The organism is Vibrio tapetis subsp. quintayensis (genome assembly GCF_030409945.1).
In the GTDB taxonomy this organism is placed as follows: domain Bacteria; phylum Pseudomonadota; class Gammaproteobacteria; order Enterobacterales; family Vibrionaceae; genus Vibrio; species Vibrio quintayensis.
In genome coordinates this window covers 265,300-283,531 of sequence record NZ_JAUFQV010000028.1, presented here as the reverse complement: position 1 = coordinate 283,531, position 18,232 = coordinate 265,300, and the positions used below count along the sequence as shown (strand labels likewise).

The window sequence follows — 18,232 nt, the reverse complement described above, 5'->3', positions numbered from 1 at the left end:
CGGGGATTATGAAAATGGCAGAGAATCAATACTACGGCACTGGTCGTCGCAAGAGCTCAGCAGCTCGTGTTTTCATCAAACCAGGTAGCGGTGACATCGTAATCAACAAGCGTAGCCTTGATGTTTACTTCGGTCGCGAAACTTCTCGTATGGTTGTTCGTCAACCACTTGAGCTAGTTGAACTAACTGACAAACTTGACCTATACATCACTGTTTCTGGTGGTGGTATTTCTGGTCAAGCTGGCGCAATCCGCCACGGCATCACTCGTGCTCTTATGGAATACGATGAGTCTTTCCGTCCTGCTCTACGTGCAGCTGGCTACGTTACTCGTGACGCTCGTTGCGTTGAGCGTAAGAAAGTTGGTCTACGTAAAGCACGTCGTAAACCACAATTCTCTAAGCGTTAATCTTTTTTCGAAAAGATACACGCTTCAGCTTATGGCTGGAAATGTGGAATCAAAAGCTCGGCTTATGCCGGGCTTTTTTGTTTTTTGATGTTCTAAAACTGTAATTAACTCCTAGACCTACTTCCTTTAGTTTTCCTTTCTCTCCTTTTGTGACGGAACGGGCGATTCGCCTCACAAATGTTACAAAAAAGTAGCTTTATCTTGTCAAAAAGTAGGGTTTTCTTTATCATTTCCCATCAAAATAAATACAAATAATCTGTAGATTTGTTAGCCGTGCTCTTAATAGGAAATTAAAACAAGCCAAAGGGAGCAAATGGGAGAATGTTGGATGAGCAATGCGCCTTTAAATAACGGACGTCGGCGTTTCCTTACCGCGACTACGGCAGTGGTTGGTGGGTTAGGAACAGTCGCTGTGGCCGTGCCTTTTATTAAATCATGGAACCCGAGCGCCAAAGCGAAAGCGGCTGGCGCCCCGGTTGAAGTGGATATCGGAAAAATCGATGAAGGGGGGCTACTCCGTGTTGAGTGGCGTGGTAAACCTGTTTGGATCGTTCGTCGTGGTCAATCTGCGCTAGACGACTTAAAAAAGGTTGAAGACCAACTTCGAGATCCTAGCTCTCAGGAAGAGCAACAACCTGAGTACGCTCAAAACGAATATCGCTCCATAAAGCCTGAATACTTCATTGCCGTTGGTATATGTACTCACTTAGGCTGCTCACCGACACACTTGCCTGATACGTTTGGTGAGCAGGTGAAAGGGGTTAAATCTGGATTCTTCTGTCCGTGTCATGGTTCGAAGTTTGATCTGGCAGGCCGAGTTTTCCAAGGGGTCCCAGCACCACTAAACTTAGTGATCCCACCACACACTTATTTAAGTGACACCAAAGTGATTATTGGTGTTGATGACGGAGGGGATGCCTAATGCAAGCATTATTGGACTGGGTAGAAAAACGCATACCCGCAATGAATGCGTACAAAAAACATCTGTCTGAATACCCAATGCCGAAAACATTTAACTTTTGGTATTTTTTTGGTTCACTAGCCATGTTAGTGCTAGTAAACCAGATCTTGACGGGCATTTGGCTAACCATGAATTACGTACCGACTGGAGAGGGCGCTTTTGCCTCCGTTGAGTACATCATGCGTGATGTTGAGTATGGCTGGCTATTACGATATATGCACTCCACTGGAGCCTCCGCATTCTTCGTCGTGATTTATCTGCATATGTTCCGTGGCCTTATCTACGGTTCTTACCAAAAACCACGTGAGCTTCTGTGGTTATTTGGCATGCTGATTTTCTTAGTCTTGATGGCTGAAGCCTTTATGGGCTACTTGCTACCTTGGGGACAAATGTCTTTCTGGGGCGCGCAGGTAATCATATCCTTGTTTGGGGCCATACCCGTAATTGGTGATGACCTAACACTATGGATACGTGGTGACTACGTTATCTCTGGCGCGACGCTAAACCGTTTCTTTGCTTTACATGTTATAGCGCTGCCCATCGTTCTATTGTTACTCGTTGTTCTTCATATTATCGCTTTGCATGAAGTGGGCTCGAACAACCCTGATGGTATTGAAACCAAATTACCAAAAGGCACAATGGGCGATGACTACCAGTCACAATTTAAATTCCACAAAGATTACACTAAGAAATACGACATCATTGATTCTATTCCATTCCACCCATATGGAACGGTAAAAGACTTTGTTGGTATCGCAGGTTTCTTATTCTTCTTCTGTTATGTGCTGTTCTTTAACCCAGAAATGGGTGGGTTCTTCCTTGAGCCGCCTAACTTTGAAGCCGCTAACCCACTGAAAACTCCAGAGCACATTGCTCCGGTTTGGTACTTCACGCCGTTTTACGCGATTTTACGTGCTGTTCCAGACAAGCTATTGGGTGTTATCGCAATGGGTGCTTCAATTGTCGTGTTGTTCTTACTGCCATGGTTTGACCGATGCAAAGTACGTTCGTACCGTTACCGTAGCAAACTACATTTGGTGAACATCATTCAGTTTACGATTAGCTTCATTGCTCTTGGTATTCTGGGTGCGTTACCTGCTACAGAGCTGTACACCATGTTTGCGCGTATCTTTAGCTTGGGTTACTTCATGTTCTTCGTATTGCTGTTCTTCTACAGTAAAAACGAAGCAACGAAACCATTACCAGAGAGGTTAACATTATAATGAAAAAGTGGATTGTTATACTTTTTGCGTTGTTGCCATCTTTGGCAATGGCGGCAGGAGCCACTGTACCTTTAGATAAGGCAAACAATGATCTAACGGATAAGGCTTCCTTACAAAATGGCGCCAAATTATTCATGAATTACTGTATGGGTTGTCACTCAACGCAATATCAACGATATGAGCGAGTAGCAACGGACATCGGTATTCCACTGGATTTGATGAAAGAGAACTTGATCTTTGATCCTAATGTGAAAATTGGTTCATTGATGCAGAATGCCATCCCTGAGAAACAAGCAGGTCAATGGTTTGGTGCTCCGCCACCAGATTTGACACTGGTATCTCGTGTTCGTGGTGCAGACTGGTTATACACTTATTTGCGTTCTTTCTATGCTGACCCGTCACGCCCATTTGGAGTGAACAACCTTGTTTTCCCAAGTGTTGGTATGCCGCATGTATTAGAAGAACTGCAAGGTATTCCAGAGCCTATATTTGAAACACACATGGTTGATGGCAAAGAAGTGACAGTCGTGGTAGGTACTCAATCGAACGGTCGTGGCGAAATGAGCGCGACTGAATACGATAATGCCATGCGTGACTTAGTTAACTTCCTCGATTATTCCGGTGACCCAGTTAAGCTAGAGCGTCATGCGATAGGTTGGTGGGCAATGGCGTTCTTGGTTATCTTCACGATCATCGTGGTGTTGCTCAAGAAAGAGTATTGGCGTGATGTTCACTAATCGTGCTATAATGCTTCGCTAATTTGTATACAATGGGGGCAGTCGCCTCCATTGTTTTTTTAATTTTAAGTGTGCTGGAGGGCTCAATGGCTGTAGCTGCCAATAAACGTTCTGTGATGACTCTATTCTCAAGTGCCTCTGATATGTACAGCCATCAGGTGCGTATTGTTCTAGCCGAAAAAGGTGTGAGTGTTGAAGTTGAGTTGGTTGAAGAGAACAATCTTCCAAATGAACTTATCGAACTAAACCCTTATAAGACCGTACCTACTTTGATTGATCGTGAGCTTGCTTTGTACAACTCAAAGATCATCATGGAATATCTTGATGAGCGTTTTCCTCATCCACCTCTAATGCCGGTATATCCTGTAGCGCGTGGTAACAGCCGCTTAATGATGTTCCGCATTGAGAATAATTGGTACTCTCTAGCGGAAAAAATCGTTAAAGGCAATGTAGAAGAAGCGGAAGCAGCACGTATTAAACTGCGTACTGATCTACTGACTCTTGGCCCTATCTTTGCTGAATACGAGTACTTCATGAGCGAAGAATTTAGCTTGATCGATTGCTACCTTTCTCCACTACTTTGGCGTTTGCCAGAGCTAGGTATTGAGTTAGTTGGTCCTGGTTCTAAAGAGCTAAAAATCTACATGAACCGCGTATTCGAACGTGATTCTTTCCTAGCTTCTTTAACGGAAGCTGAACGTGAGATGCGTCTGGCTCGTTAATGGATATTGAAAACATGACAGCGCGCCGACCTTACCTGGTCCGCGCGTTTTATGAATGGTTAGCGGATAATGACCTAACACCACATTTAGTTGTTGATGCAACTTTACCGGGTGTTCGTGTTCCTGAAGAGTTTATTCAAGATGGTCAAATTATTTTGAATATTGCTCCTCGTGCTGTTGGTAACTTAGAGTTGGGTAATGAAGCCATTACGTTCAATGCTCGATTCAGCGGTCGCCCTCATTCAGTGATTGTTCCTATTTACGCTGTTCACGCCATTTATGCGCGTGAAAATGGTGCAGGAACAATGTTTGAACCTGAAGAAGCATACGCAGACGACATGACGATCGAAGATGTAGATGTATCATTTGAAGAAGAGAGCAGTCTAGGCGTTGTTGAGGTTGAAGAATCTCTAGCGACAACGACTGAAGAAACTTCTGACGATGAAGCGCCTGTACGTCCTAAAGGCCGTCCAAGTTTACGTGTGGTGAAATAGCAGCCATTGATGCCATAGGCCGATAACCTTGCTGTTATCTACCGTTGTGTTATCAAGCATCAGATAAATAAAAAGCAGCGAATTCGCTGCTTTTTTTGTGCTTGTTAATTTATGTCTAAACGATTTTTCTTCAGTGATAATGTTGATTCAGTCACTTAGGTATCTAGGGCTCTACGGTTTCAACTTGAGCACTGTGGTTAATCTCGAATGCTTTGATGACTTGTTTAACACCAGAGATGTTCCTTGTGATTTCAACCGCCGTGTCTGCCTGATCTGGCGTTACGTAACCTAATAGAAACACTTCGCCATCTTCGGTGATGACTTTTATTTTCACACCGTTAAGGGATGACTCGGTCAATAGTGACGACTTCACCTTGGTGGTCACCCAACTGTCTTGACTAATGGTCGATAGCTCGAGTAAGGGTTTAACGCGAAGTTGGTTTGATACCGATGACACACCTTCGATCTCTTCAACTTTGTTTGAAAATTGTTGGCGGATATCTTCCGTAACCGCTTGGCCGATCAAAATTACCTTGCCGTTAAAGACGGTCGCAGTGGCTTTCAAGTTACCAGGGTAAGGGCTCTTATTGCTGATACCGGCCACTTCAAACTCTAATTGACTGTCTTTCCAAATTTGTTCTGCTGAACGAGTGTCAGTTACGATAGCCGCAGTGGTTGCGGCGCCCGCGACAAATAAACCAGCACATCCAGATAAACTCATCACGCAAGCGGATACTAGTAGCCATCTTTTTAACATCGAATGTCTCTCCTTTGCTTACTTTCGTTACAGATTCTGCAGGCAGGTTTATTCTTCGTGAGAAGGGAAAAGAACCTGATCAATCAAATCACATAAGCAGTGAAGTGTAAGCATATGAACTTCATGAATACGAGCAGTACGTTGCGAAGGAATACGCACTTCAACGTCTGACTCGCCAAGTAACCCAGCCATTTCGCCACCATCTTTACCTGTTAAGGCTATGATGGTCATGTCGCGAGTTACTGCCGCTTCCATCGCTTTGATTACATTTTTGCTGTTACCACTGGTGGATACCGCCAGCAGTATGTCACCGGGTTGGCCGAATGCGCGCACTTGCTTTGAGAAGATCTCTTGATAGTGGTAGTCATTTGCGACGGCTGTTAGCGTTGTGTTGTCTGCCGTTAGCGCCATAGCAGGTAGGCTTGGGCGCTCTGTTTCAAAGTGATTCAGTAAGCAAGATACAAACTGCTGTGCATTCGATGCTGAACCGCCATTACCACAACACAAGATTTTGTTGCCATTAAGCAGGCTGTTTACCATAGCATGGGCTGCTAGGGTGATGTGGTCTGGCAGGGCTTCGGCCGCTGCGATTTGAATCTGAATGCTTTCTGTGAAGCTTTCTCTAATGCTATCGAGCATCGGTTATCCTTGAGTTATTGCGTTTTTTATCCAATTGATGTCCTCACCTTTTTGGTGAATGGCAATGACATCAAAGCGAAATTCAGTATCGTAAGGGGAAAGTTTTTGGTTTCTGAGCCACCATTGCGCGGTTTTGATCAGCTTTTGTTGTTTCCTATAAGTGACCATTTCGGCGGCGTTACCGAAGTTTTTTTGATTTCTATATTTAACTTCGACAAACACAATGGCGTTGCGTTCCCTCATTATAAGGTCAAGTTCACCGCATTTGCAGTTGAAATTGGCTTCAATGAAACTAAGCCCATGGCGAATTAGGTATTGTTTCGCCATGGTCTCATATTGCTGGCCGAGTTTTCGTTTATCTGCGCGTTGGTTGTTTAAACTCATGCTGCACTATAGGTTCTATTTATCATAGTTTACCATGCTCAGACCAGCCGATTTCTCGCTGAACAACGCATTGCTCGTCTATCGACAGAATGCCTGTTTGACCGGTTACCTGATAGCCAGGAACCACTTTCATTTGTGGTAATTCAACAATCAAACGATAAGCATCCATACCAAGCGCGTGTAAACGTTTTTCTGAGTTGCTGCTTTTCGGCCATAGGGTATCAATTTTGTTATTGAGCGAAGAGTTTTGATCCAATAGTAGCGGTATATCGCTGTAAGCAACGCCGGTTAAGTCTTCATATTGACGCTTGCTGCCGTTATTGCTTCGCGAATTGGAGAACAATTTTGGTGGTGTGCTGTCAGGGTTAATAGCAACTTCGATAAACGGTTTAATCAAGGTCAGTTCGTCATTTTTAGCCACAATATAAACAGAGTCGATGTCACGACGGCTACGAGCTTGAGACTCAGTTTCCATGTTAATCAGTTTGTTTAATTGGGCAATACGAGCTTGGCTGCTATTAAGGCCAAAGACGGAATTTATGTTGTTTTGCAATTGTGCTTTGTTGCCGAAGTAACTGACAGCCGCCTCATTCTTGCTGTATTTCTGCCATTCTTTCTCGAATGCTGCTGCAACACGTTCACCAAGGCGACCTTTTGGAGCCAGAATTAGCGGGTATTGGTAGCCATTGCTAAACAAGTGCTTCGCGGCTTGCGCAACTTCTTGTTCAGGCGAAAGCGTTAGGTAGCAAAAGCGATTATCGGCAAGCGGTTGGTCGGGAATGTTGAGTGCAAGCATAGGCAGTTGCGTTGTATTTTGCAGTTGCTCAACTTCGTTTTTCTGCAGTGGCCCAACGATAAAGTCGACATTACGTTCTGCCAATTCTTTTTGTAGTTGCTCCATAGACAGAGCTTCGGAGTCCAATACCGTTAGCGTTGCGTCAGCATCGCGATTGAAGTCATCTAACATGGCATGGATAAAGCCATCACGAACTAATTGCCCCTGTGACGCGTATTTTCCACTCAGAGGTAGCAATAGTGCCGTATTTTGAGGTTTGATGATTTCAAGATCTAGAATTGCTTGAATATCAACCGGTGTATATAAGCTAGCAGGGTGCGAGTTATTTTCGGCTAACCATTTTTCGAGCGTATTTTTAAGTTGGGCTGGGTTGTTAGCCAGAGTTTTCATGTAAATCGCTAGTTGCAACCAGCCATCTAATACGTCTTCGTCTTGCTCTGCGACCTGAGCGGTCAATTCGTATTCAGAGTAAAGGTGTAAGCTTGCCCATACTTTATTAGCAATGGCTTCTTGTTCATCGTCCGTTAGGTAGTTGCTCAATAAGATGTATTCACGGCTTACGTTGAAATGATCTTGCAGCTGCTCAAACAGCTCAGCTCTGCGCTGATGGTAACTGATCCACTGAGAATTACTTAATGGCCACCAAGGCTGAAAGTTAAGTTGTTTTAGCGCTTGTTGTGGAGAGTGTTCATGCGTTAGGATCAGCGCCCGCGCTAACTGCCACTCTGCCATTTGAACAGGGCTGAGGGATTGTTTTGCTAAACGTTTAGACAGAAGATTGGCTTGATTCCATTCTTGGTTTTGGGTCGCGGCCTTAAGCGCCATGATCAGCAAGTCGTTTTGAATGTTGCCTTGTAGGCTATCCGCTTGCATGACGTAAGATTGTGCACTTTGTGTCGGTGCTGCGGTTATATCAACTGCGGTTGGCGCTTGCGGGCTGGAAGAACACGCAGCTAAAGTAATTGCCAATGCAATGGGTGTAAGAAGGCGTGGTACACTGATTCTTTTTTTGTTCTTCATAGCTGTGAGTTCTTGTTTAACAAAATACAAAAGTTATCTCTATATTAATCGTTGAAGTGATGGTAAACAAATGACAGACATAAAAACTTCCCCGTCAGAGATCCCAACTCTCTACATTGTGCCAACCCCTATTGGGAATTTAGGCGACATCACCCAACGATCGCTGGATGTGCTTCATAGCGTTGATTTGATTGCAGCTGAAGACACGCGCCATACAGGCCGTTTATTGTCTCATTTCAGCATCAAAACCAAAACCTTTGCCTTACATGATCACAATGAGCAGCAAAAAGCGCAAGTGTTAGTCGAAAAATTACAGCAAGGACTTTCAATTGCACTGGTTTCTGATGCGGGAACGCCGCTTATCAGTGACCCAGGTTATCATTTGGTGACTCAATGTCGTCAAGCCGGTGTCAGGGTTGTGCCATTACCTGGTGCGTGTGCGGTTATCACAGCACTTAGTGCATCGGGTTTGCCTTCTGACCGTTTCAGCTTTGAAGGCTTCTTACCTGCCAAAAGTAAAGGCCGCAAAGATAAGTTCTTAGAAATCGCCAAAGCAGAGCGTACGTGTATTTTCTATGAATCGCCACACCGTATAATGGATTCATTAGCGGATATGCTTGAAATCTTAGGACCAGATCGCGAAGTTGTGATGGCTCGTGAGTTAACTAAGACTTTTGAAACGATTCAAGGCATGCCTCTGGGGGACTTGATTCCATGGATCGAAGAAGACGATAACCGTAAGCGCGGCGAGATGGTACTGCTGATTCATGGTCACCGTGAAGAAGTCTCAGAAGAGCTACCTGACGAAGCAACACGAACTCTGGCTATTTTGACAAAAGAGTTGCCCCTTAAGAAAGCGGCCGCATTGACGGCTGAAATCTACAATCTTAAGAAAAATGCGCTGTATAAGTGGGGATTGGAGCATTTGAGTGCTAAAGGTTAAGTACTAAAAGCTAAGTACTAAAAGCGAAGTACGAAAGGCTAAGTGCTAAGTGCTAAAAGCGGAGTGTTAGGAGTCAAGGGGTTGGTGGGGTAGGTTAAAGGTGGGCTGCATTTGCTTATAATCTCGCCAGTCGGTTGTGATATTGGCTGAAAGCTTTCTCTTTGCTAGACACGTTACTTCTTTCTCTATACAATCCGCCATCGGAGTTGACTGGGTAATCGCTGCTTCATTGATGTCCTTCGGGAGACTGATGGAGGGGAGGAACGTCCGGGCTCCATAGAGCAGGGTGCCAGGTAACGCCTGGGGAGCGCGAGCTCACGACAAGTGCAGCAGAGAGAAAACCGCCGATGGCTTAATCTTCTTTTATTCTTCGGAGTAGGGAAGTAAGCACAGGTAAGGGTGAAAGGGTGCGGTAAGAGCGCACCGTGCGTCTGGCAACAGTGCGTAGCAAGGTAAACTCCACCCGGAGCAAGATCAAATAGGCCCTCACATTGCGTTGCTCGCGTATGGGGGCGGGTAGATTGCTTGAGCCTGTGAGCGATTGCAGGCCTAGACGAATGGTTACCGCCGCGCAAGCGGAGACAGAACCCGGCGTATGTGTCAACTCCACCTATACGAGACCCATCACCGCTTAACCGCGGTGATGGGTTTTTTGCGTTATATTGACGCAGTTAATTATTAATCCCGTAAACTTGGCACTAAATCACCCGATTCCTTGTTTAGGGAGTGGCGAGACGATCTTAAATCAGTACACTAGAGTTTCGTCTTTTAAAGCTAAGTACATCTAACGAGAACACCATGACCGAATCTTTTAAACACATTTCAGTTTTGCTTAACGAATCTATTGATGGCTTAGCAATTAAACCTGACGGCACTTACATTGACGGTACGTTTGGCCGTGGCGGTCATAGCCGCACGATTCTCTCTAAGTTGGGTGAAAATGGTCGCTTATTCAGTATTGACCGAGATCCAACGGCGATCGCTGAAGCTCAAAAAATTGACGACCCTCGTTTTACCATTGTTCATGGTCCTTTTTCAGGCATGGCTGAATACGCAGAACGTTATGATTTAGTCGGTCAAGTGGACGGTGTATTACTGGATTTAGGTGTTTCTTCTCCACAGCTTGATGACGCTGAACGTGGATTTAGTTTCATGAAAGATGGGCCGCTGGATATGCGTATGGATCCAACGTCAGGTATGCCGGTTTCTCAGTGGCTGCAAGAAGCAGATTTAGATGATATCACTTGGGTTATTCGCGAGTTTGGCGAAGATAAGCACGCAAGACGAATAGCAAAGGCGATTGTCGCGTATCGTGAAAACGAGGAAAACGAACCTCTGACACGTACTGGCCAGTTAGCTAAGCTCATCTCTGAAGCAGCACCAAAAAGTTTCAAAGAGAAAAAACACCCAGCGACACGTAGCTTCCAAGCATTTCGTATTTACATTAACAGTGAGCTAGATGAGATCGATACCGCGCTAAAGGGTGCATTATCTATTTTGGCTCCAGAAGGCCGTTTATCGGTGATCAGCTTCCACTCTCTTGAAGATCGTATGGTTAAGCACTTCATGCGTAAAGAAAGTCGTGGTCCGCAAGTGCCTCATGGCCTGCCATTAACAGAAGCGCAAATTGCTGAGTTAGGCAGCGCGGCAATGAAAACCGTCGGCAAAGCCATCAAGCCAAGTGATGCTGAGGTGGATGAAAATACACGCTCACGCAGCTCAGTACTTCGTATTGGCGAAAAACTATAGTAGCTAAATGTCATGAGTGATAAAACACCAAGTATCAATCTCGCAAAGCACATTGGTCAAGACTTACTAACCGTAGGGCGTTGGCCTTTGCTTATGATGATGTGTGCGTTTGGTTCCGCTATGTGGATCGTTCATACCACTCATGACGCACGACAAGCCATTCATCAGCGAGACAACGCACTAACAGAGCGTGATCGATTAGATAATGAGTGGCGTAACCTCATCCTAGAAGAGAATGCTTTGTCTGAGCACACCAGAGTTCAGCAATTGGCCGCCACTGAACTTGATATGAGGCGACCAGATGCAGACAAAGAAGTGATAGTGTCCTTAAAATGACGACCAAACCTCGCCCGAAGAAAAGTAACAACCAAAGCGCAAAGGAATCGCCAGTGGTCGGCTTGAGCCCTTGGCGTTTTCGTACATTACTGTTTTTTGTTTTTGTAGCACTCGCCGCATTGATTTCCAGACTTGCCTACATTCAAATTATCGAGCCAGACAACCTGATTCGCCAAGGTGACATGCGTTCGGTTCGTGTCAAAGCGCTTCCCTCCGCTCGCGGTATCATCTCTGAAAGAAATAACGAAGCTTTAGCGGTCAGTGTGCCTGTTGATGCAGTATGGGCCGATCCGAAAACCATTTTTAAAGAAGGTGGACTTAACCCCATTGAACCTTGGCATGCATTAGCCGATGTATTGGGTGTCGACCGGGAAAAATTGCTTAATCGAATTAAGAAAAACAGTACTCGTCGCTTTATTTATTTACAGCGACAAGTGAGCCCAGCGATGGCTAACTACATTCGGGAATTAAAACTCGCAGGGGTAGGCCTAAAGCAAGAGTCTCGCCGTTATTACCCGTCGGGTGAGGTCAGCGCACACTTAATAGGTGTGACCGGAATTGATGGCCACGGACTTGAAGGCGTAGAGCGTACTTACGATCAATGGTTAACTGGCGAAGCGGGTAAGAAAACGATACGTAAAGATCGATTTGGTCGCGTGGTTGAAAATATTTCATTAGAAGAGCGTGAACAGGGCGAACCTCTACAGTTGACCGTCGATCAACGAATTCAAGCTATTGCCTACCGTGCGGTCAAACAGGCGGTTGCGGATTATAATGCAACCTCAGCTTCGATCGTCATGCTCGATGTAAAGACAGGCGAAGTGTTGAGTATGGTGAATGCCCCATCATATAACCCAAACAATCGCTCCCAACTACAGAACTATCGAATGCGTAACCGTGCGATTACCGACGCTTTTGAACCTGGCTCCACAGTGAAACCATTTGTCGTGTTAGCCGCGTTAGAAAACGGCACAGCGGATAAAGACACAGTGATAGACACGGGCAATGGCATCATGCAATTGGGGGGCAGCCGAGTCAGGGATGTTTCTAAAGTCGGTAAGGCTGACCTAACCACTATCCTAAAAAAATCCAGCAATATTGGCGTGGCAAAGCTAGCTCTAGATATGCCGCTTGAGGCTTTGTTGGGTATGTACAGTTCGGTTGGATTTGGTGAAACCAGTGGCCTTAATTTGGTGGGAGAAACTTCCGGAATTTTCCCGAGCCGTCGCCGTTGGTCTAAGTTTGAAATCGCCACATTATCATTTGGTTATGGCCTTGCTGTTTCTCCTATTCAGTTAGCGCATGCCTATGCAACTCTCGGCAATTATGGGGTCTATCGTCCGCTTCATATCGTAAAAGACAATGGGCAAGATATATCAACTCCAGTGGTCGACAGAAATAACGCTAAAATGGTGCTCGAAATGATGGAGCAGGTTACCCAAAAAGGCGGCTCTGCAACCCGAGCAGCTGTTCCGGGTTATCGCATTGCGGCGAAAACGGGAACATCACGAAAAGCGACGGCCGGTGGCTACAGCGACGAATATTTTGCTTACACGGCAGGCATTGCGCCAGTAAGTAACCCAAGAGTGGCATTGGTGGTGGTCATCAATGAACCTCAAGGTGACCAGTATTATGGTGGTGCAGTTGCGGCTCCAGTCTTTGCGGAAGTGATGAAAGGAGCGCTACAAATTTTGAATGTCGCGCCAGACGAAAATCAGTTTAATTCTAGCAACAGAGGTTAATTACGTGCATCAGCTTACGTTATTACTAAAACCATGGGTTTCTTTATCCTTAACCGATTCACAAGATGTAATGGTGAATCAACTGCGTCTTGATAGCCGTAAAGTGGAAAGTGGGGATACGTTTGTTGCTATAAAAGGCCATGCTGTTGATGGTCGAAAGTACATTGAAAAAGCTTTAACGTTAGGAGCTAACGCGGTATTGGCACAAGCTTGTGATGAAAAAATACATGGCCTTGTTGAGTCTGTAGGTTCAGTCCCTGTGATTTATATTCAGGATTTAGATGCGGTTTTGTCTGCATTAGCCGTACGTTTTTATGGTCAGTCTGAAATGGGGCTAATTGGTGTTACTGGTACTAATGGCAAAACGACCATTACCCAGCTCATCGCGCAGTGGTTAGACTTGGTCGGTGAAAAGTCAGCAGTAATGGGCACAACCGGAAACGGGTTCCTTTCTGATCTTCAAGCGGCAGCAAACACCACGGGCAATGCCATTGAAATTGCTGATACGCTAGCGAGTTTGGCTCAGCAAGGAGCTAAGTACACAGCATTAGAAGTGTCCTCTCACGGATTGGTTCAAGGCCGAGTCAGAGATTTGTCTTTCAAAGTGGGCATTTTTACTAACCTGAGCCGTGATCATCTTGATTATCATGGCACGATGGAAGAGTACGCCAATGCAAAATTGTCTCTGTTTCGAGACCATCAATGCCAACACGCTGTGCTTAACATAGATGATGAAGTAGGAGCCAGTTGGTTACAAATACTGCCAAACAATGTGGCAGTTTCGCTTAATCACAAGTCTGCCGATTTAGCTCAAGCGCCTAATCAAAGCCTGTTTGCGACGCATGTTGATTATTCGGAAACAGGTATTGATATCAAATTTGATGGCTCTTGGGGCAAAGGTACATTGCAGGCGCCTTTGATTGGTGCTTTTAATGCCAGTAACTTGATGTTGGCCTTGGCCAGTTTGTTAACTCTAGGCGTCGATAAACAACAATTGCTAAATACGGCGCCAAAATTACTGCCAGTCATTGGTCGTATGGAATTGTTTCAAACAGCGGGTAAAGCAAAAGTTGTCGTTGATTACGCGCATACACCCGACGCATTAGAAAAAGCACTGTCAGCATTGCGTGTTCATTGCCAAGGAAAGCTTTGGGCTGTTATCGGTTGCGGTGGTGATCGAGATACAGGTAAAAGACCTATGATGGCCGACATTGCTGAACGTCTTGGTGATCATTGTATTTTGACCGATGATAATCCTCGCGGAGAAGATCCTGCCATTATCGTCAAAGATATGTTGGCTGGAATGGCTGAACCTGACAAAGCAATTGTTGAGCATGACCGTTATCAAGCGTGCTTACATGCACTTAGCCATGCGGATGAAAACGACATTATTTTACTGGCGGGCAAAGGCCATGAAGATTACCAAGTTATGGCTGAATCGACCATCCATTACTCAGATCGTGAAACTGCGATGGAATTACTGGAGCTGACCAAATGATCAACTTTTCATTGCAGCAAATGGCGTCTGAATTACAAGCTAAATTAATTGGCATTGATGCTGATATTTCTGCTGTTTCGACGGACACCAGAACCATAGATAAAGGTTCGTTGTTCATTGCTTTGGTGGGTGAGCGTTTTGATGGCCACCAGTTTTGTGAACAAGCCATGTTAAATGGAGCAAGCGGAATTGTTGTTGAAAGGCCGTTGCCATTAGATATCCCCCAACTTGTTGTGAATAATACCAAACAAGCCTTGGGTGATATTGCGGCTTGGGTTCACCAACAATCGCCATGTAAGACGATGGCCTTAACTGGAAGTTGTGGCAAAACCACCGTAAAAGAAATGCTGGCGGCGATATTACAGCAACGCGGCAGCGTGCTTGCGACGGCGGGTAACTTTAATAATGATATTGGTGTTCCGTTAACTCTGCTCCGTCGTGATGCTAAACAAGATTATGCGGTGATAGAATTAGGTGCCAATCACCTCAATGAAATCGCCTATACCACGCAATTGGCAAAACCAAGCATCGCTCTGGTGAATAACGTTGCTGCGGCTCACCTTGAAGGTTTCGGTACCATCGATGGTGTAAAGCGAGCTAAAGGCGAAATATATCAAGGGCTGAATTCAGGCGATATCGCCGTCGTGAATATGGACAGTAACGGTCTAAAATTTTGGCATGACGTGTTAGCGGATAAAAAAGTGGTTACTTTTTCTCAGCAAAATCGCCAAGCCGATTTTTACGCTTCTGACATTGAATTGGATGAGCAGGGTCTTGCGACGTTTTGCTTACATACTCCATTGGGTGATATCTCGGTAACGCTAACGTTAGTAGGTGCTCACAATGTATCAAATGCGGTAGCAACGGCGGCGATCGCACAGAATGCTGGCGCTAGCTTGACAGAAATCAAACATGGCTTGGCTAACATGACTAATGTATCAGGTCGAGTCGAAGTCATGGAACTGAAGAAAGATGTTCGCTTAATTGATGATAGCTACAACGCCAGCGTGCCAGCGATGAAAGCGGCCGTGGATTTACTGGCAAATTATCAGGGGCAACGCTGGCTTATTTTGGGCTTTATGGCTGAATTAGGGCAGGAAAGTCTTGAACTTCATCGACAAGTCGGACAACATGCTGCCCCATTTGATTTTGAACATGTTCTTACCTTTGGCGAGGACACAAAAGTAATCAGCGACATTTGTCATGGCACGCACTTTGAGAGTCACGAAGCGATGATTACTTATATTGAGCAGCATTTGAATAATAACAGCAACTCAACCCACACTTTATTAGTGAAAGGTGCGAATAGCGCAGGGATGAGCAAGATCGTTGCTGCTTTGAAGGAGATTTTATAATGTTTATCTGGCTTGCAGACTTACTTCAGCCATATTTTTCTTTTTTCCGTTTGATTGACTACTTGTCGTTTCGAGCGATTTTAAGTGTATTAACAGCATTAGGCCTGTCTTTGTGGATGGGACCACGCTTAATTGAGCGTTTGCAAATGCTGCAAATCGGCCAAGTTGTGCGTAATGACGGCCCTGAGTCTCACTTTAGTAAGCGCGGTACGCCTACTATGGGTGGCTTGATGATTTTAGCTGCAATTGCGATCACAGTATTTTTGTGGGCTGACCTATCTAATCCGTACATTTGGGCGGTAATGTTTGTCACGCTTGGTTATGGTGTGGTCGGGTTTGTGGATGATTATCGTAAAGTCGTACGTAAGAACACCGATGGTCTTATTGCTCGTTGGAAGTATTTCTGGCAGTCAGCCATCGCCTTTGTGGTTGCGTTTGCGTTATATGCTTACGGTAAAGACACCGCAGCAACGCAACTCGTTGTGCCATTTTTCAAAGACATCATGCCGCAGTTGGGTATTCTCTACATATTACTGACGTACTTTGTCATTGTAGGAACCAGTAATGCCGTTAACTTAACTGATGGCTTAGACGGTTTAGCAATTATGCCGACTGTTTTGGTTGCTGCAGGCTTTGCCGTGATTGCATGGGCAACGGGTAACGTTAACTATGCGAGCTACTTGCACATTCCATATCTTCCTCACGCTGGTGAGTTAGTGGTAATCTGTACGGCAATTGTTGGTGCTGGTCTTGGCTTCCTTTGGTTTAACACCTACCCAGCACAAGTGTTCATGGGCGATGTTGGTTCATTAGCATTAGGTGGCGCATTAGGTACGATTGCTGTTTTGGTCCGTCAGGAATTGTTGTTGGTGATCATGGGCGGCGTATTTGTAATGGAAACGGTATCTGTTATTTTGCAGGTAGGTTCATACAAATTGCGCGGGCAACGTATTTTCCGTATGGCCCCTATACATCACCATTACGAGCTAAAAGGTTGGCCTGAGCCTCGCGTTATTGTTCGTTTTTGGATCGTCTCAATTGTTTTGGTATTAATAGGCTTAGCGACACTGAAAGTGCGTTAATCTTATGTAAGCAGCCTATTGGCGCAAGGAAGAATGAATGAACTCTTGGCAAGAGATCAATAAGGTTGTGGTTGTAGGGCTCGGTATTACCGGGCTCTCTGTCGTTAATCATATCGTGAAAGCACAACCTAATGTCGATGTAAAAGTCATAGACACACGTGCTGAGCCACCGGCTAAAGATAAACTGCCTGCCGACATTAAACTCCACTCTGGTAGCTGGAATATGGCGTGGTTACTTGATGCTGATCTGGTTGTGGCAAACCCGGGTATTGCGCTGCGTACACCTGAAATTCAACAAGCCTTGAAGGCGAACATTCCTGTTGTGGGTGATATTGAATTGTTTGCGTGGGCCGTGAACAAGCCCGTAGTGGCGATTACCGGATCAAACGGTAAAAGCACCGTGACTGACTTAACAGGTGTTATGGCTAAATCCATCGGGCTAAACGTTGGTGTTGGTGGCAACATTGGTGTACCTGCTTTGGATTTATTAGAGCAAGATGCCGATTTGTACGTCCTAGAACTTTCGAGCTTCCAGCTAGAAACCACATCAAACTTACATCTTGCTGCTGCGGCGTATTTGAACTTGTCTGAAGACCATATGGATCGCTATGACGGCATGAAAGGTTATGGACAAGCAAAGCAACGTATTTTTGCTCATAGCCAAGTAGCCGTAGTAAATCGAGCAGATAAAGCAACGTGGCCTAACCCTAACTTTACTGGCGATGTCGTGACCTTTGGTGACGACGATGATGCAAATGCTTTCGGTCTTTCAATTATCGATGGCGTTACTTATTTATCTGAGCATCACCAACCTATTATGCCAGCCAATCAAATGAGCTTAGTCGGCAAGCACAACAGTACCAATGCGCTGGTGGCGATGGCATTACTAAAAGCGGCTGGGATTGATTACAAAAAAACACTGGATTCACTTAAATCTTACCAAGGCCTGACGCATCGGTGCCAAGTCGTTGCGTATGCTAATGGGGTCAAGTGGGTTAACGATTCAAAAGCGACCAATGTCGCCAGTACGTTAGCGGCATTATCTGGATTGGAATGCCGAGGACAACTGCATTTACTTGTCGGTGGTGATGGTAAAGGAGCAGACTTTTCTATCTTGGCTCCAGTGCTGAATAAGCTTCCTGTTCAATTGCACTGTTTTGGACATGACGGTATACAGTTTATGCCACTACATTCATCGGCGAAGCGCTGGGATACGATGGATCAAGCAATGGAATATATTGCCTCTGAAGTCGCAGACGAAGACATTGTTATGTTGTCTCCTGCGTGTGCCAGTTTTGATCAATACCCGAATTTTATGGCTCGTGGTGATGCGTTTACAGCATTGGCGCAGCAATACGCGAATCTAGAAGTTTAACGGTTGAATGGA

The 18,232-nt window shown here is 45.2% G+C and carries 18 protein-coding genes and 1 other RNA gene; 15 read left to right on the top strand and 4 right to left on the bottom strand.

Features of this window, described 5'->3' with window-relative positions; translation table 11 throughout:
• Positions 1-14 precede the first annotated feature (14 nt).
• From rpsI to sspB, 6 genes are all read left to right on the top strand, one after another.
• Positions 15-407, top strand: a complete 393-nt coding sequence (gene rpsI / locus QWZ04_RS14665; RefSeq protein WP_102521110.1) for a 30S ribosomal protein S9 — start codon at positions 15-17, stop codon at positions 405-407.
• 328 nt (positions 408-735) lie between these two features.
• Positions 736-1,329 (top strand): ubiquinol-cytochrome c reductase iron-sulfur subunit, encoded by a 594-nt coding sequence (gene petA, locus QWZ04_RS14660; RefSeq protein WP_290329013.1) that lies wholly within the window; start codon positions 736-738, stop codon positions 1,327-1,329.
• Entirely contained in the window at positions 1,329-2,591 is a 1,263-nt protein-coding gene (locus QWZ04_RS14655) for a cytochrome b (protein ID WP_290329012.1), read from the top strand. Before petA ends, QWZ04_RS14655 begins: the two co-directional genes overlap by 1 nt.
• The gene (locus QWZ04_RS14650; protein ID WP_290329011.1) at positions 2,591-3,328 is read left to right on the top strand and encodes a cytochrome c1; all 738 of its coding nucleotides are present in this window, start codon (positions 2,591-2,593) and stop codon (positions 3,326-3,328) included. The genes QWZ04_RS14655 and QWZ04_RS14650 overlap by 1 nt, the downstream gene beginning before the upstream one ends.
• 86 nt (positions 3,329-3,414) lie before the next feature.
• The gene (sspA, locus tag QWZ04_RS14645) at positions 3,415-4,050 is read left to right on the top strand and encodes a stringent starvation protein SspA (RefSeq protein ID WP_102521114.1); all 636 of its coding nucleotides are present in this window, start codon (positions 3,415-3,417) and stop codon (positions 4,048-4,050) included.
• A complete protein-coding gene (gene sspB / locus QWZ04_RS14640) occupies positions 4,050-4,544 on the top strand; it encodes a ClpXP protease specificity-enhancing factor (protein WP_290329010.1) in 495 nt (164 codons plus the stop codon). The genes sspA and sspB overlap by 1 nt, the downstream gene beginning before the upstream one ends.
• Before the next feature lie 163 nt (positions 4,545-4,707).
• On the opposite strand, the gene QWZ04_RS14635 is transcribed toward sspB, so the two are convergent.
• From QWZ04_RS14635 to QWZ04_RS14620, 4 genes are read right to left on the bottom strand one after another with little or no spacing between them, the layout of a single operon-like run.
• Complete coding sequence (locus QWZ04_RS14635; protein ID WP_290329009.1) at positions 4,708-5,301, bottom strand: BON domain-containing protein; 594 nt, start codon at positions 5,299-5,301, stop codon at positions 4,708-4,710.
• A 48-nt stretch (positions 5,302-5,349) separates the two neighbouring features.
• Entirely contained in the window at positions 5,350-5,940 is a 591-nt protein-coding gene (locus QWZ04_RS14630) for a phosphoheptose isomerase (protein WP_290329008.1), read from the bottom strand.
• 3 nt (positions 5,941-5,943) lie between these two features.
• Entirely contained in the window at positions 5,944-6,324 is a 381-nt protein-coding gene (locus QWZ04_RS14625) for a YraN family protein (RefSeq protein WP_290329007.1), read from the bottom strand.
• A 22-nt stretch (positions 6,325-6,346) separates the two neighbouring features.
• Positions 6,347-8,140, bottom strand: a complete 1,794-nt coding sequence (locus QWZ04_RS14620; RefSeq protein WP_290329006.1) for a penicillin-binding protein activator — start codon at positions 8,138-8,140, stop codon at positions 6,347-6,349.
• A gap of 70 nt (positions 8,141-8,210) precedes the next feature.
• Here QWZ04_RS14620 and rsmI point away from each other — a divergent pair, with 70 nt between their 5' ends.
• The 9 genes from rsmI (at position 8,211) to murD (ending at position 18,220) form a co-directional block, all read left to right on the top strand.
• Entirely contained in the window at positions 8,211-9,083 is an 873-nt protein-coding gene (gene rsmI / locus QWZ04_RS14615) for a 16S rRNA (cytidine(1402)-2'-O)-methyltransferase (protein ID WP_290329005.1), read from the top strand.
• Between the two features lie 202 nt (positions 9,084-9,285).
• Positions 9,286-9,695: RNase P RNA component class A (gene rnpB / locus QWZ04_RS14610), an RNA gene on the top strand.
• Between the two features lie 186 nt (positions 9,696-9,881).
• Positions 9,882-10,832, top strand: coding sequence for a 16S rRNA (cytosine(1402)-N(4))-methyltransferase RsmH (rsmH, locus tag QWZ04_RS14605; protein WP_290329004.1), 951 nt, complete (start codon positions 9,882-9,884; stop codon positions 10,830-10,832).
• A 12-nt stretch (positions 10,833-10,844) separates the two neighbouring features.
• Positions 10,845-11,168 carry a cell division protein FtsL gene (ftsL, locus tag QWZ04_RS14600; RefSeq protein ID WP_290329003.1) on the top strand — a complete coding sequence of 108 codons (324 nt, stop codon included), beginning with the start codon at positions 10,845-10,847 and terminating at the stop codon, positions 11,166-11,168.
• Positions 11,165-12,910 carry a penicillin-binding transpeptidase domain-containing protein gene (locus tag QWZ04_RS14595; RefSeq protein ID WP_290329002.1) on the top strand — a complete coding sequence of 582 codons (1,746 nt, stop codon included), beginning with the start codon at positions 11,165-11,167 and terminating at the stop codon, positions 12,908-12,910. The genes ftsL and QWZ04_RS14595 overlap by 4 nt, the downstream gene beginning before the upstream one ends.
• Positions 12,864-14,408, top strand: coding sequence for a UDP-N-acetylmuramoyl-L-alanyl-D-glutamate--2,6-diaminopimelate ligase (murE, locus tag QWZ04_RS14590; RefSeq protein WP_290329001.1), 1,545 nt, complete (start codon positions 12,864-12,866; stop codon positions 14,406-14,408). Before QWZ04_RS14595 ends, murE begins: the two co-directional genes overlap by 47 nt.
• The gene (locus QWZ04_RS14585) at positions 14,405-15,763 is read left to right on the top strand and encodes a UDP-N-acetylmuramoyl-tripeptide--D-alanyl-D-alanine ligase (RefSeq protein WP_290329000.1); all 1,359 of its coding nucleotides are present in this window, start codon (positions 14,405-14,407) and stop codon (positions 15,761-15,763) included. Before murE ends, QWZ04_RS14585 begins: the two co-directional genes overlap by 4 nt.
• Positions 15,763-16,845, top strand: coding sequence for a phospho-N-acetylmuramoyl-pentapeptide-transferase (gene mraY / locus QWZ04_RS14580; protein ID WP_290328999.1), 1,083 nt, complete (start codon positions 15,763-15,765; stop codon positions 16,843-16,845). Before QWZ04_RS14585 ends, mraY begins: the two co-directional genes overlap by 1 nt.
• A gap of 37 nt (positions 16,846-16,882) precedes the next feature.
• Positions 16,883-18,220 carry a UDP-N-acetylmuramoyl-L-alanine--D-glutamate ligase gene (gene murD / locus QWZ04_RS14575; RefSeq protein ID WP_290328998.1) on the top strand — a complete coding sequence of 446 codons (1,338 nt, stop codon included), beginning with the start codon at positions 16,883-16,885 and terminating at the stop codon, positions 18,218-18,220.
• The last annotated feature ends 12 nt before the right edge of the window (positions 18,221-18,232 follow it).